At 32.5% G+C, this 15390-nt stretch carries 16 protein-coding genes, 4 pseudogenes and 1 other annotated feature; of the genes and pseudogenes, 16 read left to right on the top strand and 4 right to left on the bottom strand.

The annotated features are described in order from the left end of the window. Positions 1 to 366, top strand: a pseudogene (locus AMD00_RS03425) (PLP-dependent aminotransferase family protein); the annotation flags it as partial. On the opposite strand, the gene AMD00_RS22730 reads toward AMD00_RS03425, so the two are convergent. After that, a complete protein-coding gene (locus tag AMD00_RS22730) occupies positions 367 to 588 on the bottom strand; it encodes an ester cyclase (RefSeq protein ID WP_083446174.1) in 222 nt (73 codons plus the stop codon). It abuts the pseudogene before it with no gap. 19 nt (positions 589 to 607) lie between these two features. On the opposite strand from AMD00_RS22730, the pseudogene AMD00_RS23100 reads away from it, so the two are divergent. The 4 genes and pseudogenes from AMD00_RS23100 to AMD00_RS03410 form a co-directional block, all read left to right on the top strand. After that, a pseudogene (locus AMD00_RS23100) lies at positions 608 to 688 on the top strand (transcriptional regulator LrpA); the annotation flags it as partial. An 835-nt stretch (positions 689 to 1523) separates the two neighbouring features. Next, positions 1524 to 2012 (top strand): nitrous oxide reductase accessory protein NosL, encoded by a 489-nt coding sequence (locus AMD00_RS03420; protein WP_053415674.1) that lies wholly within the window; start codon positions 1524 to 1526, stop codon positions 2010 to 2012. A gap of 44 nt (positions 2013 to 2056) precedes the next feature. Continuing rightward, positions 2057 to 3730, top strand: coding sequence for a nitrous oxide reductase accessory protein NosL (locus AMD00_RS03415; RefSeq protein ID WP_053415673.1), 1674 nt, complete (start codon positions 2057 to 2059; stop codon positions 3728 to 3730). 196 nt (positions 3731 to 3926) lie between these two features. Then, positions 3927 to 4505 carry a TlpA disulfide reductase family protein gene (locus AMD00_RS03410; RefSeq protein WP_053415672.1) on the top strand — a complete coding sequence of 193 codons (579 nt, stop codon included), beginning with the start codon at positions 3927 to 3929 and terminating at the stop codon, positions 4503 to 4505. A gap of 156 nt (positions 4506 to 4661) precedes the next feature. Here the strand turns inward: AMD00_RS03410 and AMD00_RS23675 are convergent, their stop codons facing one another. From AMD00_RS23675 to AMD00_RS23440, 3 genes are all read right to left on the bottom strand, one after another. Next, complete coding sequence (locus tag AMD00_RS23675; protein WP_211258604.1) at positions 4662 to 4838, bottom strand: hypothetical protein; 177 nt, start codon at positions 4836 to 4838, stop codon at positions 4662 to 4664. Between the two features lie 39 nt (positions 4839 to 4877). Next, positions 4878 to 5066 carry a Fic family protein gene (locus tag AMD00_RS24255; RefSeq protein ID WP_211258603.1) on the bottom strand — a complete coding sequence of 63 codons (189 nt, stop codon included), beginning with the start codon at positions 5064 to 5066 and terminating at the stop codon, positions 4878 to 4880. A gap of 118 nt (positions 5067 to 5184) precedes the next feature. Next, complete coding sequence (locus AMD00_RS23440; protein WP_169786304.1) at positions 5185 to 5322, bottom strand: hypothetical protein; 138 nt, start codon at positions 5320 to 5322, stop codon at positions 5185 to 5187. A 219-nt stretch (positions 5323 to 5541) separates the two neighbouring features. Here AMD00_RS23440 and AMD00_RS23095 point away from each other — a divergent pair, with 219 nt between their 5' ends. The 11 genes and pseudogenes from AMD00_RS23095 (at position 5542) to AMD00_RS03355 (ending at position 15294) form a co-directional block, all read left to right on the top strand. Further along, positions 5542 to 5718, top strand: coding sequence for a hypothetical protein (locus tag AMD00_RS23095; RefSeq protein ID WP_157059163.1), 177 nt, complete (start codon positions 5542 to 5544; stop codon positions 5716 to 5718). A 38-nt stretch (positions 5719 to 5756) separates the two neighbouring features. Continuing rightward, entirely contained in the window at positions 5757 to 5990 is a 234-nt protein-coding gene (locus AMD00_RS03405) for a hypothetical protein (RefSeq protein WP_053415671.1), read from the top strand. A gap of 192 nt (positions 5991 to 6182) precedes the next feature. Further along, complete coding sequence (locus tag AMD00_RS24250; RefSeq protein ID WP_053415670.1) at positions 6183 to 6482, top strand: TIGR04104 family putative zinc finger protein; 300 nt, start codon at positions 6183 to 6185, stop codon at positions 6480 to 6482. 345 nt (positions 6483 to 6827) lie between these two features. Further along, positions 6828 to 7550, top strand: a pseudogene (locus AMD00_RS23840) (DUF4097 family beta strand repeat-containing protein). A gap of 581 nt (positions 7551 to 8131) precedes the next feature. Then, positions 8132 to 8548 (top strand): annotated as a pseudogene (locus AMD00_RS03385) (NADPH-dependent FMN reductase); the annotation flags it as partial. A 615-nt stretch (positions 8549 to 9163) separates the two neighbouring features. Next, positions 9164 to 10156, top strand: a complete 993-nt coding sequence (locus AMD00_RS03380) for an HAAS signaling domain-containing protein (RefSeq protein ID WP_053415667.1) — start codon at positions 9164 to 9166, stop codon at positions 10154 to 10156. 299 nt (positions 10157 to 10455) lie between these two features. Further along, positions 10456 to 10929 (top strand): ASCH domain-containing protein, encoded by a 474-nt coding sequence (locus AMD00_RS03375; protein ID WP_053415666.1) that lies wholly within the window; start codon positions 10456 to 10458, stop codon positions 10927 to 10929. Positions 10930 to 11257: 328 nt separating this feature from the next. Further along, positions 11258 to 11472: a binding site (T-box leader), on the top strand. A gap of 50 nt (positions 11473 to 11522) precedes the next feature. Continuing rightward, positions 11523 to 12611, top strand: coding sequence for a glutamate 5-kinase (gene proB / locus AMD00_RS03370; RefSeq protein ID WP_053415665.1), 1089 nt, complete (start codon positions 11523 to 11525; stop codon positions 12609 to 12611). Between the two features lie 18 nt (positions 12612 to 12629). Beyond that, positions 12630 to 13877 carry a glutamate-5-semialdehyde dehydrogenase gene (locus tag AMD00_RS03365; RefSeq protein WP_053415664.1) on the top strand — a complete coding sequence of 416 codons (1248 nt, stop codon included), beginning with the start codon at positions 12630 to 12632 and terminating at the stop codon, positions 13875 to 13877. Positions 13878 to 14197: 320 nt separating this feature from the next. Then, a complete protein-coding gene (locus AMD00_RS03360) occupies positions 14198 to 14707 on the top strand; it encodes a hypothetical protein (RefSeq protein ID WP_053415663.1) in 510 nt (169 codons plus the stop codon). 35 nt (positions 14708 to 14742) lie between these two features. Continuing rightward, complete coding sequence (locus AMD00_RS03355) at positions 14743 to 15294, top strand: tubby C-terminal domain-like protein (RefSeq protein ID WP_245639430.1); 552 nt, start codon at positions 14743 to 14745, stop codon at positions 15292 to 15294. The last annotated feature ends 96 nt before the right edge of the window (positions 15295 to 15390 follow it).

Below are 15390 nucleotides of genomic sequence, written 5' to 3'. Positions count from 1 at the left end.
CGTGAACTCAGCTCTTTATTATCCATCAGCCGAAACACCGTTCTAACGGCTTATGCGGATTTGGAGCAAGAAGGCCTGATCTATGCGGTAAAAGGAAAAGGAAACTTTGTAAGTCATGTAGAGACCTTCAAATTCCTATCTATCGAGTTGAATTGGACTGAAAAAATCAATGAGCAAACCTTTTTGGCAGAAAAATTGGACCTCATGAAGCATGGAGTGCGCTGGAATAAGGAAATGATCTCATTTACTAGTATCGCACCCGATGAAAAGCTATTTGATGTAGAAAATTTTAAAAAGGCCTTTTTAAATCGGATGTCCATTGAAGGAGACATTGTTCTTAACTATGGCTATGCAAAGGGCTATAAACTAGGCATTAACGCCAAGTTGCTGTAAAATGTCGTATCTATCAAAATGAGCTCTTTTCTCTATGATTTTGCCATCAGCAATTCGTAAAAGCATCATAAGAGAAATGTGAATAGTTTTTCCAGATGCTAGGATACTGAAAAAGTCACCACCTGTATGAGTACATTCAAAAACGAAATAAACTGCTACTTGATCTCCTTCCGCAACCATAGCTTTAAGAGACATTTTCAAGTCGGGGGTAGCATCTAATGAGCTATTAAATCAATTTTTAGATGATTTAAATAAGCATGTAAACTATAAAATATCGATTGTTATTAAGAAATAGTACAACAATAAAAATGGGATGTTTCCAAATAAATAAACATAAGTAGAGTCTATTTCTTATTGAACTAACGGGTGCTTTAGTTAAATAAAAGAGTTATAAAAATCATCTTATCTAAGGTGGTTTTTTATTTTTTAAACGTATGAAAATGATAGAAACGAACATTTGAAGTGAAAGATCGACTTCTTAAAGGAGTCGATCTTTTTTGTTAATTATAGGAGAGATTTCTTATTTGCTGTACAAAGCTAAACGAGGGATTTGAACCAATAAGGATTAACGCTTTATTTTATTGAACTTATTGAACTAACGGGGCAGGTTAGTTCAAAAAGATGTTTGTTTTATTATTTAACAATAGAGATAGACGTACGAGGGAAAATAAGTAATACAATTTAACATTAGTTTCGGTGACCCGTACCACAAATAGGGGAGGTTTTTGACTCATATTCCCCACACTAATAGCTTGTGCCTTTTCTTTTACAAGTTGTTCCGTTGCAAATGCGTGAAACCAACGTTCACTATTGTATAAGGAAGTTCATATTCTCGTATGACTTCCACTTGAAATATATTCGGTCCTTTTCTGATGAAAAATTTAAAAAGGGTAATTGTAAAATAAATTTAATAGACTGATAACACACAGCGAAAACTCCTAACGTGATTTGTCTCGACAACAAATACGATGTATGAGTTTTCGCTTTTCTTCTAGTCGGAAATAGTTAATATTTAATAATTCATCATTTTAAGTCCTATTTCAGTAAAATTTTTCTATTATTTCACAGTTACTTTCATCTTACTTCACATCTGTATTGTATTATTGAAAATTGAAAGGAGATTGTAAACATTGAAAAAACTATTCGTATTAGGAGTTATATTGTTAAGTATCATATCTGTAGATTTTATAGACAATACGCACAAAATGAATGCTGAGGCAGCTAAGTCTAGTTTAGAAAAAGATGTACCTAATAATACAAATTGCGCATTTTGTAACATGGTTGTGTACCAAAAAAATTATAAAATGGGTGTTTTTTCAGCAAAGGCAATTAAAAAGAAAGGTAAGGTTGTTTATTACGATGACATTGGTTGTCTTTTATACGATGAAGTAAAAAATAAAACAACCAATAAAAAGTATGTTCGTGATTACAAAACATTGAAGTGGGTTCAAGCTGAAAAGGCGACTTATGTTAAAACATCGCTAGCTTCACCAATGGACGATGGTTATATATATTTTGCTAAAGCAGCTGATGCGAAGAATTATATTGCTAAACATTCAGGTACAAAAATTGTCCAGTTTCAAACTGTTCAAAAAGAGAGTGTTCAGAAATATCAATAAGTGTATTTAAAAATACAATAAATTCAGAAAGGAAAATATAGAAAATGAAAAAATATTTAGGGTTTGGATTGCTTATATGTGTAATTTTAGTAGCATTTTTAAATGATAATCAAAATTCAAGTGTATTTGCAGCAACTACAGATGTGCAAGCTATTAAAAATGGAGAAGTAGTTTATTATAAGGATGTATTTTCATTGTTATATGATGAATTAAATGAAGGGGTTACACTCACAAAAATAGTCCAGGATTATAGTACAAAAAAATGGGTTGCGTTAGATTCAGTAACGATTGTTAAAACTAATGCTTCAAAAAATATTTATTTCTCAAAAGCATCAGCTGCAGATAAATATATTAAAGCTTATAAAACGAAAAACAACGTAACATTAAAAAAGGTAAAATTAAATACAATTAAAACTAATGCCAAGGCAAAATATAATAAAGAAGCACCAAGTATTGTATTAAAAGCGAGTACAACAAAGCCAACGAATACAGCTGTCACAGTGAATGTAGCTGTTACAGATAATAAGAAAGTGACCTTTAAAAAATGGGCAATTGGTACAAAGCCAGCAAATAAATTTTCAACTGCAGACACAACATTGACAGATAACTCATTTACAGTAAGTGAAAATGGAACATATACAGTTTATGCTTTAGACGATAATGGTAATAAAAGAACAAAATCAATAAAAATCTCTAATATCGATAAAACAAACCCAACTATTTCATTAAGTCCAAGTACAACAGATGCTACAAATGAAAATGTAATAGTAACTACTTCGATTAATGAAAATGTGAGGGTAGTATCAAAAAAATGGGCAAGTGATAACCAAACAGCTACGTATTTCACAAAGAATGGTACAAAATTTACGGGCAACACATTCGAAATTGCAACAAATGGAACATACACAGTATACGCCAAAGACGGCGCAGGAAATACGGACATTCAAACAATCACAATATCAAATATCGATAAAACAGCACCAGCAATAACACTTTCAATACCTGAAAGTGATGCAACAGCAGTAAGTAAAAAAATACAAGTTTCAACTACTGATGATAGTGGGATTCAAGATCAAAAATGGGCATATGGAAATAAAGGTGTAGAATACTTCGTTGATAAAGGTTCAAGAATAGCACCATTACAAAATACGAATCAAAAAGATAAAATTATCACACTAAAAAATGGTGTTTATACAGTGTATGCTGAGGACAAATTGGGGAATAAAGCAGTAAAAACAATTACTATCAATGGAATTTCTGAATTTGCAGAAGTAACACAAACGGGTGTACATTGTGAAGTATGTCGTATGGATCTTCATAACACTGACCCAAATAAAGTGCATTCTGCAAAAGCGATTGACCAAGAAGGAAATACACATTATTTTTGTAGAATTGGATGTATGTATCATCAAGAACAGGCAAATGGTATAGCATTTACTAATAAATATGTTCGTGATTATAGTGCAACAGCACCACGCTTAAATAACTGGATTGCAGTTGAAAATGCAGTAACTGTAAAATTTAATAATGGAGAAACAGCCAAAGGAATCATGGGTTGGAAACTTTTCCACTTCACAGATTTATCAAGTGCAGCAAACTATCTAGGTGTGAGCAAAGAAAATGTAGTAGCTGAAAAATTAGAAAATATCATTGAATATGCGAAAACGAATAATAAGGGGATGAATTATCAATACGAGATTGATAAAGCAGCACAGTAATTTTAAATAAAAAAATTTAACTATTTACCATTTCGGACTAATAGAAAAGCGAAAACTCATGTATCGTAATTGTTGTTGAGACAAATCACGTTAGGAGTTTTCGCTTTGTGTCATTAGTTGAAACAATCTGTTTTATCATGAATGCCTTTTTAGGGTTTATTCCTTATTAATTTACAAAATTGGAGGTATTACATTCGTGATTAAGAATTTGATTTCCATCATTATTATCATGTGTTTAATAATGATAGTTACAATGAATGTTCTCGGTAACGAGAAAGAGCCGATAGATGAGAATGAAACAGTGAAAACAGCTGAAACAGCATCTACTAATGAAAAAGAGGATACGACAAATCAAGTAGAGTATGTAGCACCAGATTTTGAGTTGAAAACGTTAGAAGGTGAAACAGTACGTTTATCGAATTATGTAGGTAAAAAGGTGATTTTAAATTTTTGGGCAACATGGTGTCCACCTTGTAAAGAAGAAGTGCCACATATGCAAAAGGTTTATGAAGAGTATAAAAATCAAGGTGTTGAAATTTTAGCGGTTAACGTAACAAATAAGGATAAGGGAGAAGAAGCGGTTGCTCAATTTGTGAAAGAACATGGACTAACTTTTAAAGTTTTGTTAGATGAGGAAGGGTTTGTAGGTAGTACATATCAAGTACTTACGCTGCCAACAACTTATGTGATTGATACAAAAGGCAACATGGTTGACATCATTAAAGGTCCAATGAATGAGGCATTGATGAAAGAATTAATTAACAAGGCTGAATAATGAAAATTAAACAGTACAAAAGAACTTATTGAGTATACATTTTATTTGACGAGGATAATGTGTTTTTGTATCCTTTTGACTAAAAAACACCATTATGTATTGAAAAAAAGATAAATCAGGTTTAACATCATAACTTGGAGTTGACATGATGAAATTTTAAATATTTACTATTTCAGCTGCTTTGTCTAACAATAAATTTAATTTATCTGCCATTCTCTGAGATGCATCTAAGAAGAAATTTAGCCAATTATACCAATCAGGTTTTTCTCCCCTAACTCCATTTGAAAAGTGATAATTTTTCGCTCGTTGCTTTTCTATCTCCTCACTAACCAAGAATATGGGGCTTGAAATTAGATCAGATTGTACTGTGTATTAAGCAATAAGTATACGTCCTAAACGCCCATTACCATCTAAAAATGGATGTATAGATTCAAATTGAGCGTGTAAAATAGCAACTTTTATTAAAGGATGGCTATTAAAAAATCGTATCGGAAAGGATGGGCAAATGTGATAGGGAACTACAAAGAAATATATATGTATTGCTAGTACGTATTGGGCCATTCCCTTAAGATCATCTTATCTAAGGGGGCTTTTTATGTTTAATAGGAAAAGAATATCTGAAATTACTCTGAAAGGAAAATATAGGTATATTTTACCTGGAAATGTGTAGAATTTCTCTTTAACCCTCATTACTATGGAAGAGGCTAAGTACTGCTTTGACTGATTTTAAGAGTATAAGATTTGTTTCTCTTGCTACGTCTAAAGCATCTAAATACTCATCGATGCTGTTCACTGACATATCCTTTACATACTTCAAATAAGTACTTATACAAAATACGTAAAGTGTAGCTTTGAAAAAAAGATTGATTATTTATAATAAAGTATGATTAAAAACATCTCACCTCTATAGATTTCTTAGAGGTGAGATGTTTTTTTATTGGATATTTATGTTAATATCACTATAAAGATTGTGAAGAAATATACTTAAACTAACTGGGCAGGTTAGTTCAATTTCGCACATAAGGGATGTGGTTTAATGAAAGTAATTAAGAGGGTCATATTTAGTGTCATAACAATGTTGGTAGGCGTAGGTATTGTCAATTATTTTATTGAAGGCGGTTTTTTGAAATATCTTTTGATTGGGATAATTGTGGCATCAATTTATCTTTATAATGACAAGAAAAATAAAGAATTAAAGAATGTTCAAGCTTAGGCAGCTTTTAATTCTTATTGAACTAACGGGGCAGTTTAGTGAAAGAAGATATTTTTATTAAGAATGGGGATGTAGAAATAATATTTCGCTATTTCGTTACTTTTATTATTGGATTTTGTTTAAGTTTTATTTTATCAACAGATTTATTTGACGAAAGCAGTATAATTCTAAATACGTTATATAGAGTTTGCTTTGGACTGTTTTTTCTATTCGTAATTTGGCTTGTTCAACCTAATAGAAATAATGTGGGCGATAAGAATAAAAATGATTAATGAAATTCAATCTTGGCTTATTCCGCTAACAGGTGCTTTAGTAGAAGATCTTCAGTGGATTGATGATGATGAACAATGGTCATAAGTATTAAAGAATACTATTTATTTTCTTATTGTACTTACTAACGGGGCAGTTTAGTTCAATAAGTATCTTGGGTTTTAGGTGAATTAAAGTAAGGGAGAGGATATATTATGTGGTTACAAAACTGTGAGAAATGTAAATTTCAATTTAACTGGAGTAAAATATTTAAATCTATTTGGGCAGCATACAGACCTATTCAATGCAGTCAATGTGGTACGAAACATAGAATAACTTTTACTTCTAGGACTCTAATATCTTTATTAACAATTCCACCAATGATGATATTTGGTTCCTCCTTATTAAATAAATGGTCTTTATCTATTTCTTATACCGTTTTAATAATGATTATATATGGTGTGCTTTTATCGGTGGTTTTTCCATATTTAGTGAAATACAGTTCTGATGATTGAAGATATTTGAGGCGAAAAATTGATATATAACTTCAATATCTTGGATGTTAAAAAAATAATGATGCCCCAGGTTCTGATGAAGGTATTTTTGATTTTATTGCTAATGGTGTCTTGAATTGTATCCCTGAAGCGGAGAATTATTGGGAGAAGATTAAAATCAAAGGCTTGAAATAGTGGTTGTTCCTCATTATTAACCTCGTTGCTCTTGAACTTTTTTTGTCGCATTTTTATCTTCATATCCATTAACTAACAACACTTCATAAGAAGTATATATAGTCACGCATTTCATTTGCCATCTCTTGATTTTCCTATGGTCGAATTGAAAGCGATGTCTAGATTTACTAAATGAATATGGTTTATTATTGTTCAGTACCTTGCAATAATTTTATTCTTTTGATTATAGGCATAGTTGGAGTTACATCAACACTCTATTTTTCGAAAGGATCTTTGTTTAAACTAACCGAATGGGAAGAGAAAAAGTCTGTAAGTCGACAGGGAATATTGCAATTAAAAATAAATTCAGCTTCTGCGGATGTTCGAGTAAAAAAGTCAACTGATGATGATGTTCATGTCGTATTGAAGGGGAGAGACAGCACAAGAAAAAAAGGTGAATATAAGCTAAAAGTAGATAATAATAATGGTAATCTAGAAATTAGTGTTAAGCAAAAAACTAGTTGGGGAATTAGATTTTATAGTAGTGTAAAACTGAGTGTAGAACTACCTGAAAAAGTATACGATTCCATTCATGTGAAAACATCCTAAGGTGATTTAATGATAAATGAATATCATGCCATTAAGGCTTCTTTCCAAGCTAGTTCAGGTGATATTCAGGTAGAGGATGGTAATGTGAGTGAGGATCTTTCAATTGAAGCAACAAGCGGGAAAATAAAAGCAAACAATAATAAAGCAAATGATATTTTACTTAAAACAAGTAGCGGTAATATTATTAACGAGAATGCTAATGCTGTAAAAAAATTATTCATTCAGGCAACGAGTGGGGGAATTGAAGTTGTAAATAATCAGAGCATCTACTTATTGGGGAAATTGGCTCTGCTAAGATTAAGCTAAAAGTAAGAACCTCTTCAGGTGATTTTATATTAAGATGATTTTTGAACAGAAATAGTTTTATAGCATTGCTGTTTTAAGTTTTTTATAGGTACAACAGAGCCCTCTTGTCGCTTTTTATAAAATCATTTACATACGAAAATGGATGCTGTTTTTCTTTGTTAAACAGTCATTTGAAATAATTTATGAAAATCCTTTCGAGCAATTTTCTATGCATCACTTCAAGGGTTTTAATAAAATATTTTTTCCAAGTCAATAAACAACAAATAGTTTTATAGTAGCTGATTGATATAAGGTGGGCGTTGATGCAAGAAGGATTAACGCTCCTTTTTAATGAACATAATTTATATTTAACTTATTTATATTTCATAAAAACACCTAAAATTTAAAAGAGATTGTGAATATATGAACTTAAACTAAAGGGTGCATTAACAAAAAGTTATTGAGCTGCATAGACAGCTCTTTTCTTACCTCCAGTCAAGTACTTTTGAAAGAATTTTATTGAAATACATGATTTTGATTTAGGTGGTAGGGGTACCCTACCACCTAAATCAAAATTGCGCATACCAAAAAGACCCTAACGAAAAGACCTTCCCCATTTCAATCCAGATATAGATCGAGTGGAACCACCAGCAGTTGTTACGGAATTCAGAAAGACTATGAGTGAAGCAAATGCGCTTATCATTTGTACACCTGAGTATGCAAAAAGTGTCCCAGGAGTATTAAAAAATGAGCTAGAGTGGCTAGTCTCATCTGCTGAACTTTATAAAAAACCAGTGGCTGTAATAACGGCTTCTCCTTCAATTGAAGGTGGAGATAAAGCACATGAATCATTACTGCTTACGCTAGGTATGCTCGATACGGTTGTTGTTGAAGATGGTTCGATGCTAGTGCCATCTGTTAGCACTAAATTTAATGCTAATGCTACAGTAAAAGACGAAAATACGAAGCAAGAACTGATTGCTCTAATTGATAGCATAGTGGGAGAGCTAGATACATAGTTGAATTGCGTTATAATTTATAGTGAAAATTTACGGATTTTTTAATCAAAAGTATGTAGCTTTAGAAAGTAGAGAAGCAACTCTATTGACAAAATAAGTTATTCGTGAGATACTTTTATTTATGCTGATTAGCTAGTTTATAAATGTTGGCATTCTACTAAATGTTTTTGTAGATACTTATTCACACTGGAGTGACTTTGGGGTCACAAGGACGCAAAAGAAGGTAGGGTTTGCGTTGCTTAGGTTAGAAAGCTAACCAGTGGAATTTTACCGCGGTACAGAAAGCTACAGGCTTTTGAGTAAATATTCCCCGGATGATCGGGTTGAAATTTGAGTTTTATTAAAATTAGCTAATTATAAATTAAGGGGTGCTCTCATGCTGAGGGTGCCCCTTGTCCAATTCTAGAAATGATTTTTTACATATAAAACAGATGATTAATGCAAATTGATCTGATTAAGAAATGACTATCTCCTCAAAAAGATAGTCGTTTTTTTTTTTTTTTTTTTTTTTTTTNAATACATTTGGCTAATATATAAATTATATGTAATAAAGTGGTAAAATAATGAAGGAATCCAAAATGCATCAAAATGAGGTATACAAATGGGAGGGTGCCAATGGAATTAATTGATAAATATATTCATGAAGTAACTCGAAGATTGTCTCAAAAAGATCGAGCAGCTATTGCTCTTGAATTGAAGGCGACTATTGAAGAAATGTTGCCATCTGATTTTACGGAAGAAGATGTCAAAGAGGCGCTTGTAAAATTGGGTGATCCAGCAGTTCTTGCAAAAACCTATCAGGAAAAACCCAGGTATTTAATTGGTCCTTTATATTATCAATCCTATATATCTCTTTTAAAAATGATAGTTCCGATTGCAATGACTATTGCTCTTATTTCATTTGTCATAGATTTCGCTTTTAGTTATGAGGGGGATGAAGCCTTAATAATGGTTGTCCTCACTCTTGTTGGTAATGGTATTGGTATGATGGTAGAAGTTGCGATTCAAGTATTCTTTTGGTTAACGCTAATCTTTGCGTTGCTCGAAAGATTTGCCAAAGAGCCAAAAGAGGAAATATTAACTGGTCTTAAAAAGTGGACACTTGATGATTTAAACAAAGTGCAGCTAAATACTAAGCATAAATCTATTTCAAAGTATGCGTTTTTTGGTAGTTTAGTATGGACCGCCATTTGGGTTTCAATTTACTTTAATGCGGATCGTTTAATTGGAGTGTATAGGAATAGAGAAGATGATCTCATTTTTAAGTACCCAACATTTAATCAACAAATTTTAAATGATTTTTGGATTCTGATTGTGGTTATTGCTGTTTTTGGTATTGCATTAGCTCTCTATAAACGAATCCAAGGACAATGGACAAAAAAAGTCGCGATCTTCCAAACGTTTTATGAACTCATTTCAACTGCAGTATTTATCATAATCATTACGCGACCAAATATTATTGAACCAGAGTTTACAAAGTACTTATTGACTTATATCGATATGCAGGAGGACAGATTTGTTTTACTGCTTGTTTTAGCTACCATTGTGATTGCTGTTATTACATCAGCATTTTCCATAAAAGATGCTGTGAGCAGGTCTAGGATGTAACGATAGATGTTTAATCAATGTTTAGAAATATAATCACCATTTATCCTATAACAGATAAATGGTGATTATATTTGTTTAAAAGACTAATAGATTCTATTTTCTAAAATTATTAGGATTAATAGAGTTGTTTAATTTTCGAATCACGAATAATTAATGATTGCCCATTCTTATAACTTTAGATCTAGTATCTATCTATAATTATGTTAAAGTGGTCGTATTATATGTTCTTCTAAAACGTTGACAAATAATAGGTTGTGTGTTAAATTCATGCTATTTTACTAATAAGGGGGAAGTTAGCAATGTCAGTTAATAAGATAGAAGAATATTGGCATATATATGCTATAGAAAATGAATTAAACATGAGTATCCCAGATGCATGGATGTTTGGAGATGGTTCCAAAGAAATGGGAGATGATTTAGGAAGTTTAGTTGTTAAAGGACTCAAAACAGGAACATGTGCTGCACATTGTGTCTACGATATTGAAGGAGAAGAAATTCAAAAAGTTGGTCAGTACGATATTGTATTGGATGGAGACAATAATCCATTAGCCATAATAAAATATACAAATATTGATTTATTAAAAATGAATGAAGTAACAAGTGATTTCGCAAGATCAGAGGGTGAAGGTGATTTAAGCTATGATTATTGGTATAGTGAGCATGTTAAATTTTTCACTTGGGAATTAAGCCAGTATGGACTTACTTTTACTCCAGACATATTATTAGTTTGTCAAACGTTTAAGGTAATGGATGTTTATAAAGATAGAGTATAAATTTAAGAAAAATTATGTACATATTTTAATATTGTATTAATTGAAATCAAAAGATGCTTTTACTATTATCAAAAATATGATATGAACATCCAGATTAATTTCATCTTTTCAAACAGCATTTTTTTATTTAAGTACTGTATTACTCGTTAACAACTAACTAATAAGAAACGACTATCACTGTACGATCTGATAGTCGTTTTTACATGAATTATTCTAAAGTGTAAAAGAGTATGAAGTATTACAAATACAAGTGGAATTAAGTATTATTTCTTTATTTACGAAATGATTATTGACAGTTAAAAGAATCTGATGCATGCTTATAATTAAATATTTAGCGAAAAGAAGACTAGTATGTGTGATCTTACTGTATAAGAGAGCGATGTTCACCGGCTGCAAGGCATCGTAACAGCAAACACGCGGAACCTACTTCTTAGCTCCTATGCAAACATAGGCGCAGTCTCAAGCGTTATGAGGTTGAGTGGGGTGCATTTAGTGCATTCAACTAAGGTGGTACCACGAGAAGTAACCCTTTTCGTCCTTGATATATTCGAGGGCGAAAAGGGTTTTTTTATGTTGTATTGGAGGCAATAAAGATGGATAAAAAACGAATTGTTGTGAAAATAGGTAGTAGCTCTTTGACAAATGCGAAGGGTGAGATAGATCAAATAAAGTTTCAAGATCATATAAATGCAATTGCTACACTACGTCAGGCAGGTCATGAAGTGGTATTAGTATCATCCGGGGCTGTGGCATGTGGTTTCCGTAAACTAGGCTACTCTTCAAGACCTGTAACTTTAAAAGGAAAACAAGCAGCTGCAGCAGTTGGTCAAAGCCTATTAGTCCAATCGTATACAGAACAATTAAGCAAACATGGTATTGTGACAGCACAGATTTTATTAACTAGAACGGATTTCTCAAGCAAGCATCGCTATAAAAATGCTTATTCTACATTGTCAGAATTATTGGATCGTTCCGTATTACCAATTATCAATGAAAACGATACGGTGTCAGTAAAAGAACTTACTTTCGGTGACAATGACATGCTATCTGCGCTAGTAAGCGGATTGGTACATGCTGATCAGTTAATTATTTTAACAGACATCAATGGTTTGTATGATGCTAATCCATTTAAAAATCCTGATGCAAAACGCATTGATTTTTTAACTGAAGTAACGGAAGAAATGTTGTCATTTACAAGTGGCACAGGTTCAAAAGTAGGTACCGGTGGCATGGAATCAAAATTAATGGCAGCTAAAACGGCATATGAACTTGGCGTAAAGGTATTTATCGGTAATGGTAAAGGTGATCGAAAATTATTGCATGTATTGGAAGGTACAGGGGACGGGACGTATATAGAGAAAGACGAACTACCTGTATTAAATAACAATAAGCAATGGATTTCATTATTCTCAGCTGTTTCTGGTAAAGTCTTTGTGGACGAAGGTGCGGAGCAAGCGCTTGTTTCGAAAGGTAGCAGTTTACTTCCTGCAGGTGTCTATAAAATGGAAGGTGATTTCCAAAAAGGCGATGTTGTTGAAGTGTACGGTAAAAATGGCGTACTTGGCAGAGGAGAAATACTCTATTCTGCAAATGAACTAAAACAAGCGATGGGGAAACGAACAAACGAACTAATCGTATCTAATATTGAAGTCATTCACCGTGATAAGTGGGTAAAAGCATAACTAAGTGGAGGTAACACAATGAGCGAAGTAAAAACAAAAGGTAAGTTAGCGAAAATAGCAAGTTATCATATGAACAGTAAAACAACGCAAGAGAAAAATGAAGCATTACAAAAAATTGCAGAACGACTACTGATAGACAAAGAAACGATAATTGAAGAAAACAATAAGGATATTGAAGCCGGTAGAGAAAAAGGTCTTTCAGAATCTGTTTTAGACCGCATATTCTTAAATGAAAAACGCATTCAAGATATGTCAGATGCCATTCTATTATTAGTAAAGTTAAATGATCCAGTTGGTGAAGTATTAGAGGATATTCAGAAAGAAAATGGTTTGCATATTGAGAAAAAACGAGTGCCACTTGGTGTGATCGGTATGATTTATGAAGCAAGACCAAATGTGACTGTAGATGCTGCAACGCTATCATTGAAAACAGGAAATGCTGTACTTTTACGTGGTAGTTCATCTGCGAAATATTCGAATATCGCACTAGTTGCATCTATACATAAGGCACTAGAACAGACAACATTACCAGTAGATGCAGTGCAATTAATCGAAGATACAAATCGTGAAACGGCAAAGGAATTATTCCATCTAAAAGAATATCTAGATGTACTGATTCCACGCGGTGGAAAAGCATTAATCGATACGGTTGTAAGTGAAGCGACAGTTACTGTTTTAGAAACGGGAGCAGGAAATTGTCATATCTATATAGATGAATCTGCAAAACTTGAGTTGGCAACAAGTATTGTCATTAACGGAAAAACACATCGTCCATCTGTATGTAATGCAACAGAAAGTGTATTAATCCATGAAAAATGGTTTTCAAAGCATGGTGTTGCGTTATTAGAAGCGTTAGCAGAGCACGATGTTGAGATTATTGGAGATGCCACTGTTTGTAATGCATATTCAGGTGCAAAGTTTGCTACTGAAGAGGACTGGGCAACAGAATATTTGGCATTAACAGTTAGTGTGAAAGTCGTGTCAGAAGTTGTTGAAGCAATCGAACATATTAATATATATGGGACAAATCATTCAGAAGCTATCTTAACAGAAGATGCGTCTGTAGCAGCGCTATTTTTAAATGGCGTAGATGCAGCAGCCGTTTATCATAATGCCTCTACGCGTTTCACAGACGGCTTTGAATTCGGTTATGGAGCGGAAATCGGCATTAGTACTCAAAAGCTTCATGCAAGAGGACCAATGGGGTTACAAGCAATGACTTCGAGTAAGTATTTTGTATATGGGGATGGGCAAGTAAGGTCCTAATAACTGATTACAAAAAGAGTTGTATATTAGTTGGAAAAGTAGAAATCAACTTGATGCGGAAATTCAATTTGATTTAAATGTATATAGTTAAAAAAGAAAAAGCTGTTAGTGTAAAAACTAACAGCTTTTTTGATTATGATTCACTAAAAATGATAGAGCAAATTGATTTGCCAACGCAAATTTCCCAACTAATAATACCTTTTTACATAAAGGAAAATTTACAATGAATATTGAAATTGGTATTGGAAATGTTTTACACATTAAAATGATAATTTTGATATGATTAGTAAAAAGAAAAAAGAGGGGAAAGGGAGGAATTTATGCGTAAACGAAAAGCTTATGTAATAACCATAGTTCTTGTCTTTATAGTTGGGATGGCTTTATATATATATGGACAAGAAAAGTCTTTTGATAGTGTTAAACCTGATAAAACAACTTTAACTGAAAAGGTAAAGAAAACAAGTTTATCTGTGAAGGATTTATTTTGGAGAATTGATTTTAGTGATAAAGATTCATATATAACAGTTGAAAAAGTACCATCGTTGGCAAAGGTTAAAATTTTGGAAGAAACACAAAAAGAACTTCTAAAGGCTTTTGAAAACGCGAAATTTAAAGAATTGAAAATGGTGGATTCAAATATAAACCCAGATTACAATTACATCATAAAGATTTTTGTAAGTGGGTACTATGGTATGTTTGTGGATACATCTAATAAAATCATATACGTGGACGATAATGAACAAAATTATTTAGTGGTAGATGATAACGGTTTTTTTGATATTTTAGAAAATGCTGTAAAGATAAAAAGAGTATCTTTATTAACTCAGTAAGTGCGTTACTGCCCTGAAAATGCTATAGTTTACTTATGAAACGTTTAGATTTAAAGGAGCAAATGATGCAAAGATATACTTATTTACACCCTAATTCAATTGAAACAACACCGAAAATTACAGTTGCTGATGAGTCAGGTCAAGCTGTATTCACATTTCAACGTCACTACTCAAATAGTTTAAAGCGCATACTAGATAAAGTAATGGATTATCGCTACTTTTTAAGATATGACGTTTTTGATATGCAGGACGAACCACTTTTCACTTGTAAAAAGGTCACTCGTAAAGGAAAAGTTTTTTATGAAGCAAAAGATTTAAAACAACAAAAGAAATATATGCTTGCCTACGACGGTTGGAAAGAATTGATTCCAGACCTTGTGATTACAGATGGACAAATGAAAATGATGATACATAAGGAAATGGAAGATTGGTCCCGCTTTGCACTTGATGGTCTAGATATTGCTCGTTGGAGGGCAACAGAAGGTGATGAGTTCTTGATAGAGCTAGAGATTGATGAGGATTCGCCAATTCAAAATCCAGCGTTTTTCATCGCAATCAGTCAATGTGTTCTTTTTGTTGGTGCATAAATAAAAACGTAGTAGATATGGGACTGACCCCTGTATTTAAGACAGGGATCAAAAAAGCATTTATCCAACCAGTTGTCGGTATTGTACCGGCGACTG

This window comes from Viridibacillus arvi, assembly GCF_001274945.1.
Classification (GTDB): domain Bacteria; phylum Bacillota; class Bacilli; order Bacillales_A; family Planococcaceae; genus Viridibacillus; species Viridibacillus arvi.
Note: the sequence above shows the minus strand (reverse complement) of the source record. Positions and strands in the feature narration are given on the sequence as shown.

What these genes read in the sequence shown, in the direction of transcription:
- AMD00_RS24250 (WP_053415670.1), top strand. Translation starts at nt 6,183, where the DNA reads ATGTGGTTACAAAACTGTGAGAAATGTAAATTTCAATTTAACTGGAGT.
- proB (WP_053415665.1), top strand. Translation starts at nt 11,523, where the DNA reads ATGGATAAAAAACGAATTGTTGTGAAAATAGGTAGTAGCTCTTTGACA.
- AMD00_RS03380 (WP_053415667.1), top strand. Translation starts at nt 9,164, where the DNA reads ATGGAATTAATTGATAAATATATTCATGAAGTAACTCGAAGATTGTCT.
- AMD00_RS03360 (WP_053415663.1), top strand. Translation starts at nt 14,198, where the DNA reads ATGCGTAAACGAAAAGCTTATGTAATAACCATAGTTCTTGTCTTTATA.
- AMD00_RS03365 (WP_053415664.1), top strand. Translation starts at nt 12,630, where the DNA reads ATGAGCGAAGTAAAAACAAAAGGTAAGTTAGCGAAAATAGCAAGTTAT.
- AMD00_RS24255 (WP_211258603.1), bottom strand. Translation starts at nt 5,066, where the DNA reads ATGGCCCAATACGTACTAGCAATACATATATATTTCTTTGTAGTTCCC.
- AMD00_RS03355 (WP_245639430.1), top strand. Translation starts at nt 14,743, where the DNA reads ATGAAACGTTTAGATTTAAAGGAGCAAATGATGCAAAGATATACTTAT.
- AMD00_RS03415 (WP_053415673.1), top strand. Translation starts at nt 2,057, where the DNA reads ATGAAAAAATATTTAGGGTTTGGATTGCTTATATGTGTAATTTTAGTA.
- AMD00_RS03375 (WP_053415666.1), top strand. Translation starts at nt 10,456, where the DNA reads ATGTCAGTTAATAAGATAGAAGAATATTGGCATATATATGCTATAGAA.
- AMD00_RS23095 (WP_157059163.1), top strand. Translation starts at nt 5,542, where the DNA reads ATGAAAGTAATTAAGAGGGTCATATTTAGTGTCATAACAATGTTGGTA.
- AMD00_RS22730 (WP_083446174.1), bottom strand. Translation starts at nt 588, where the DNA reads ATGTCTCTTAAAGCTATGGTTGCGGAAGGAGATCAAGTAGCAGTTTAT.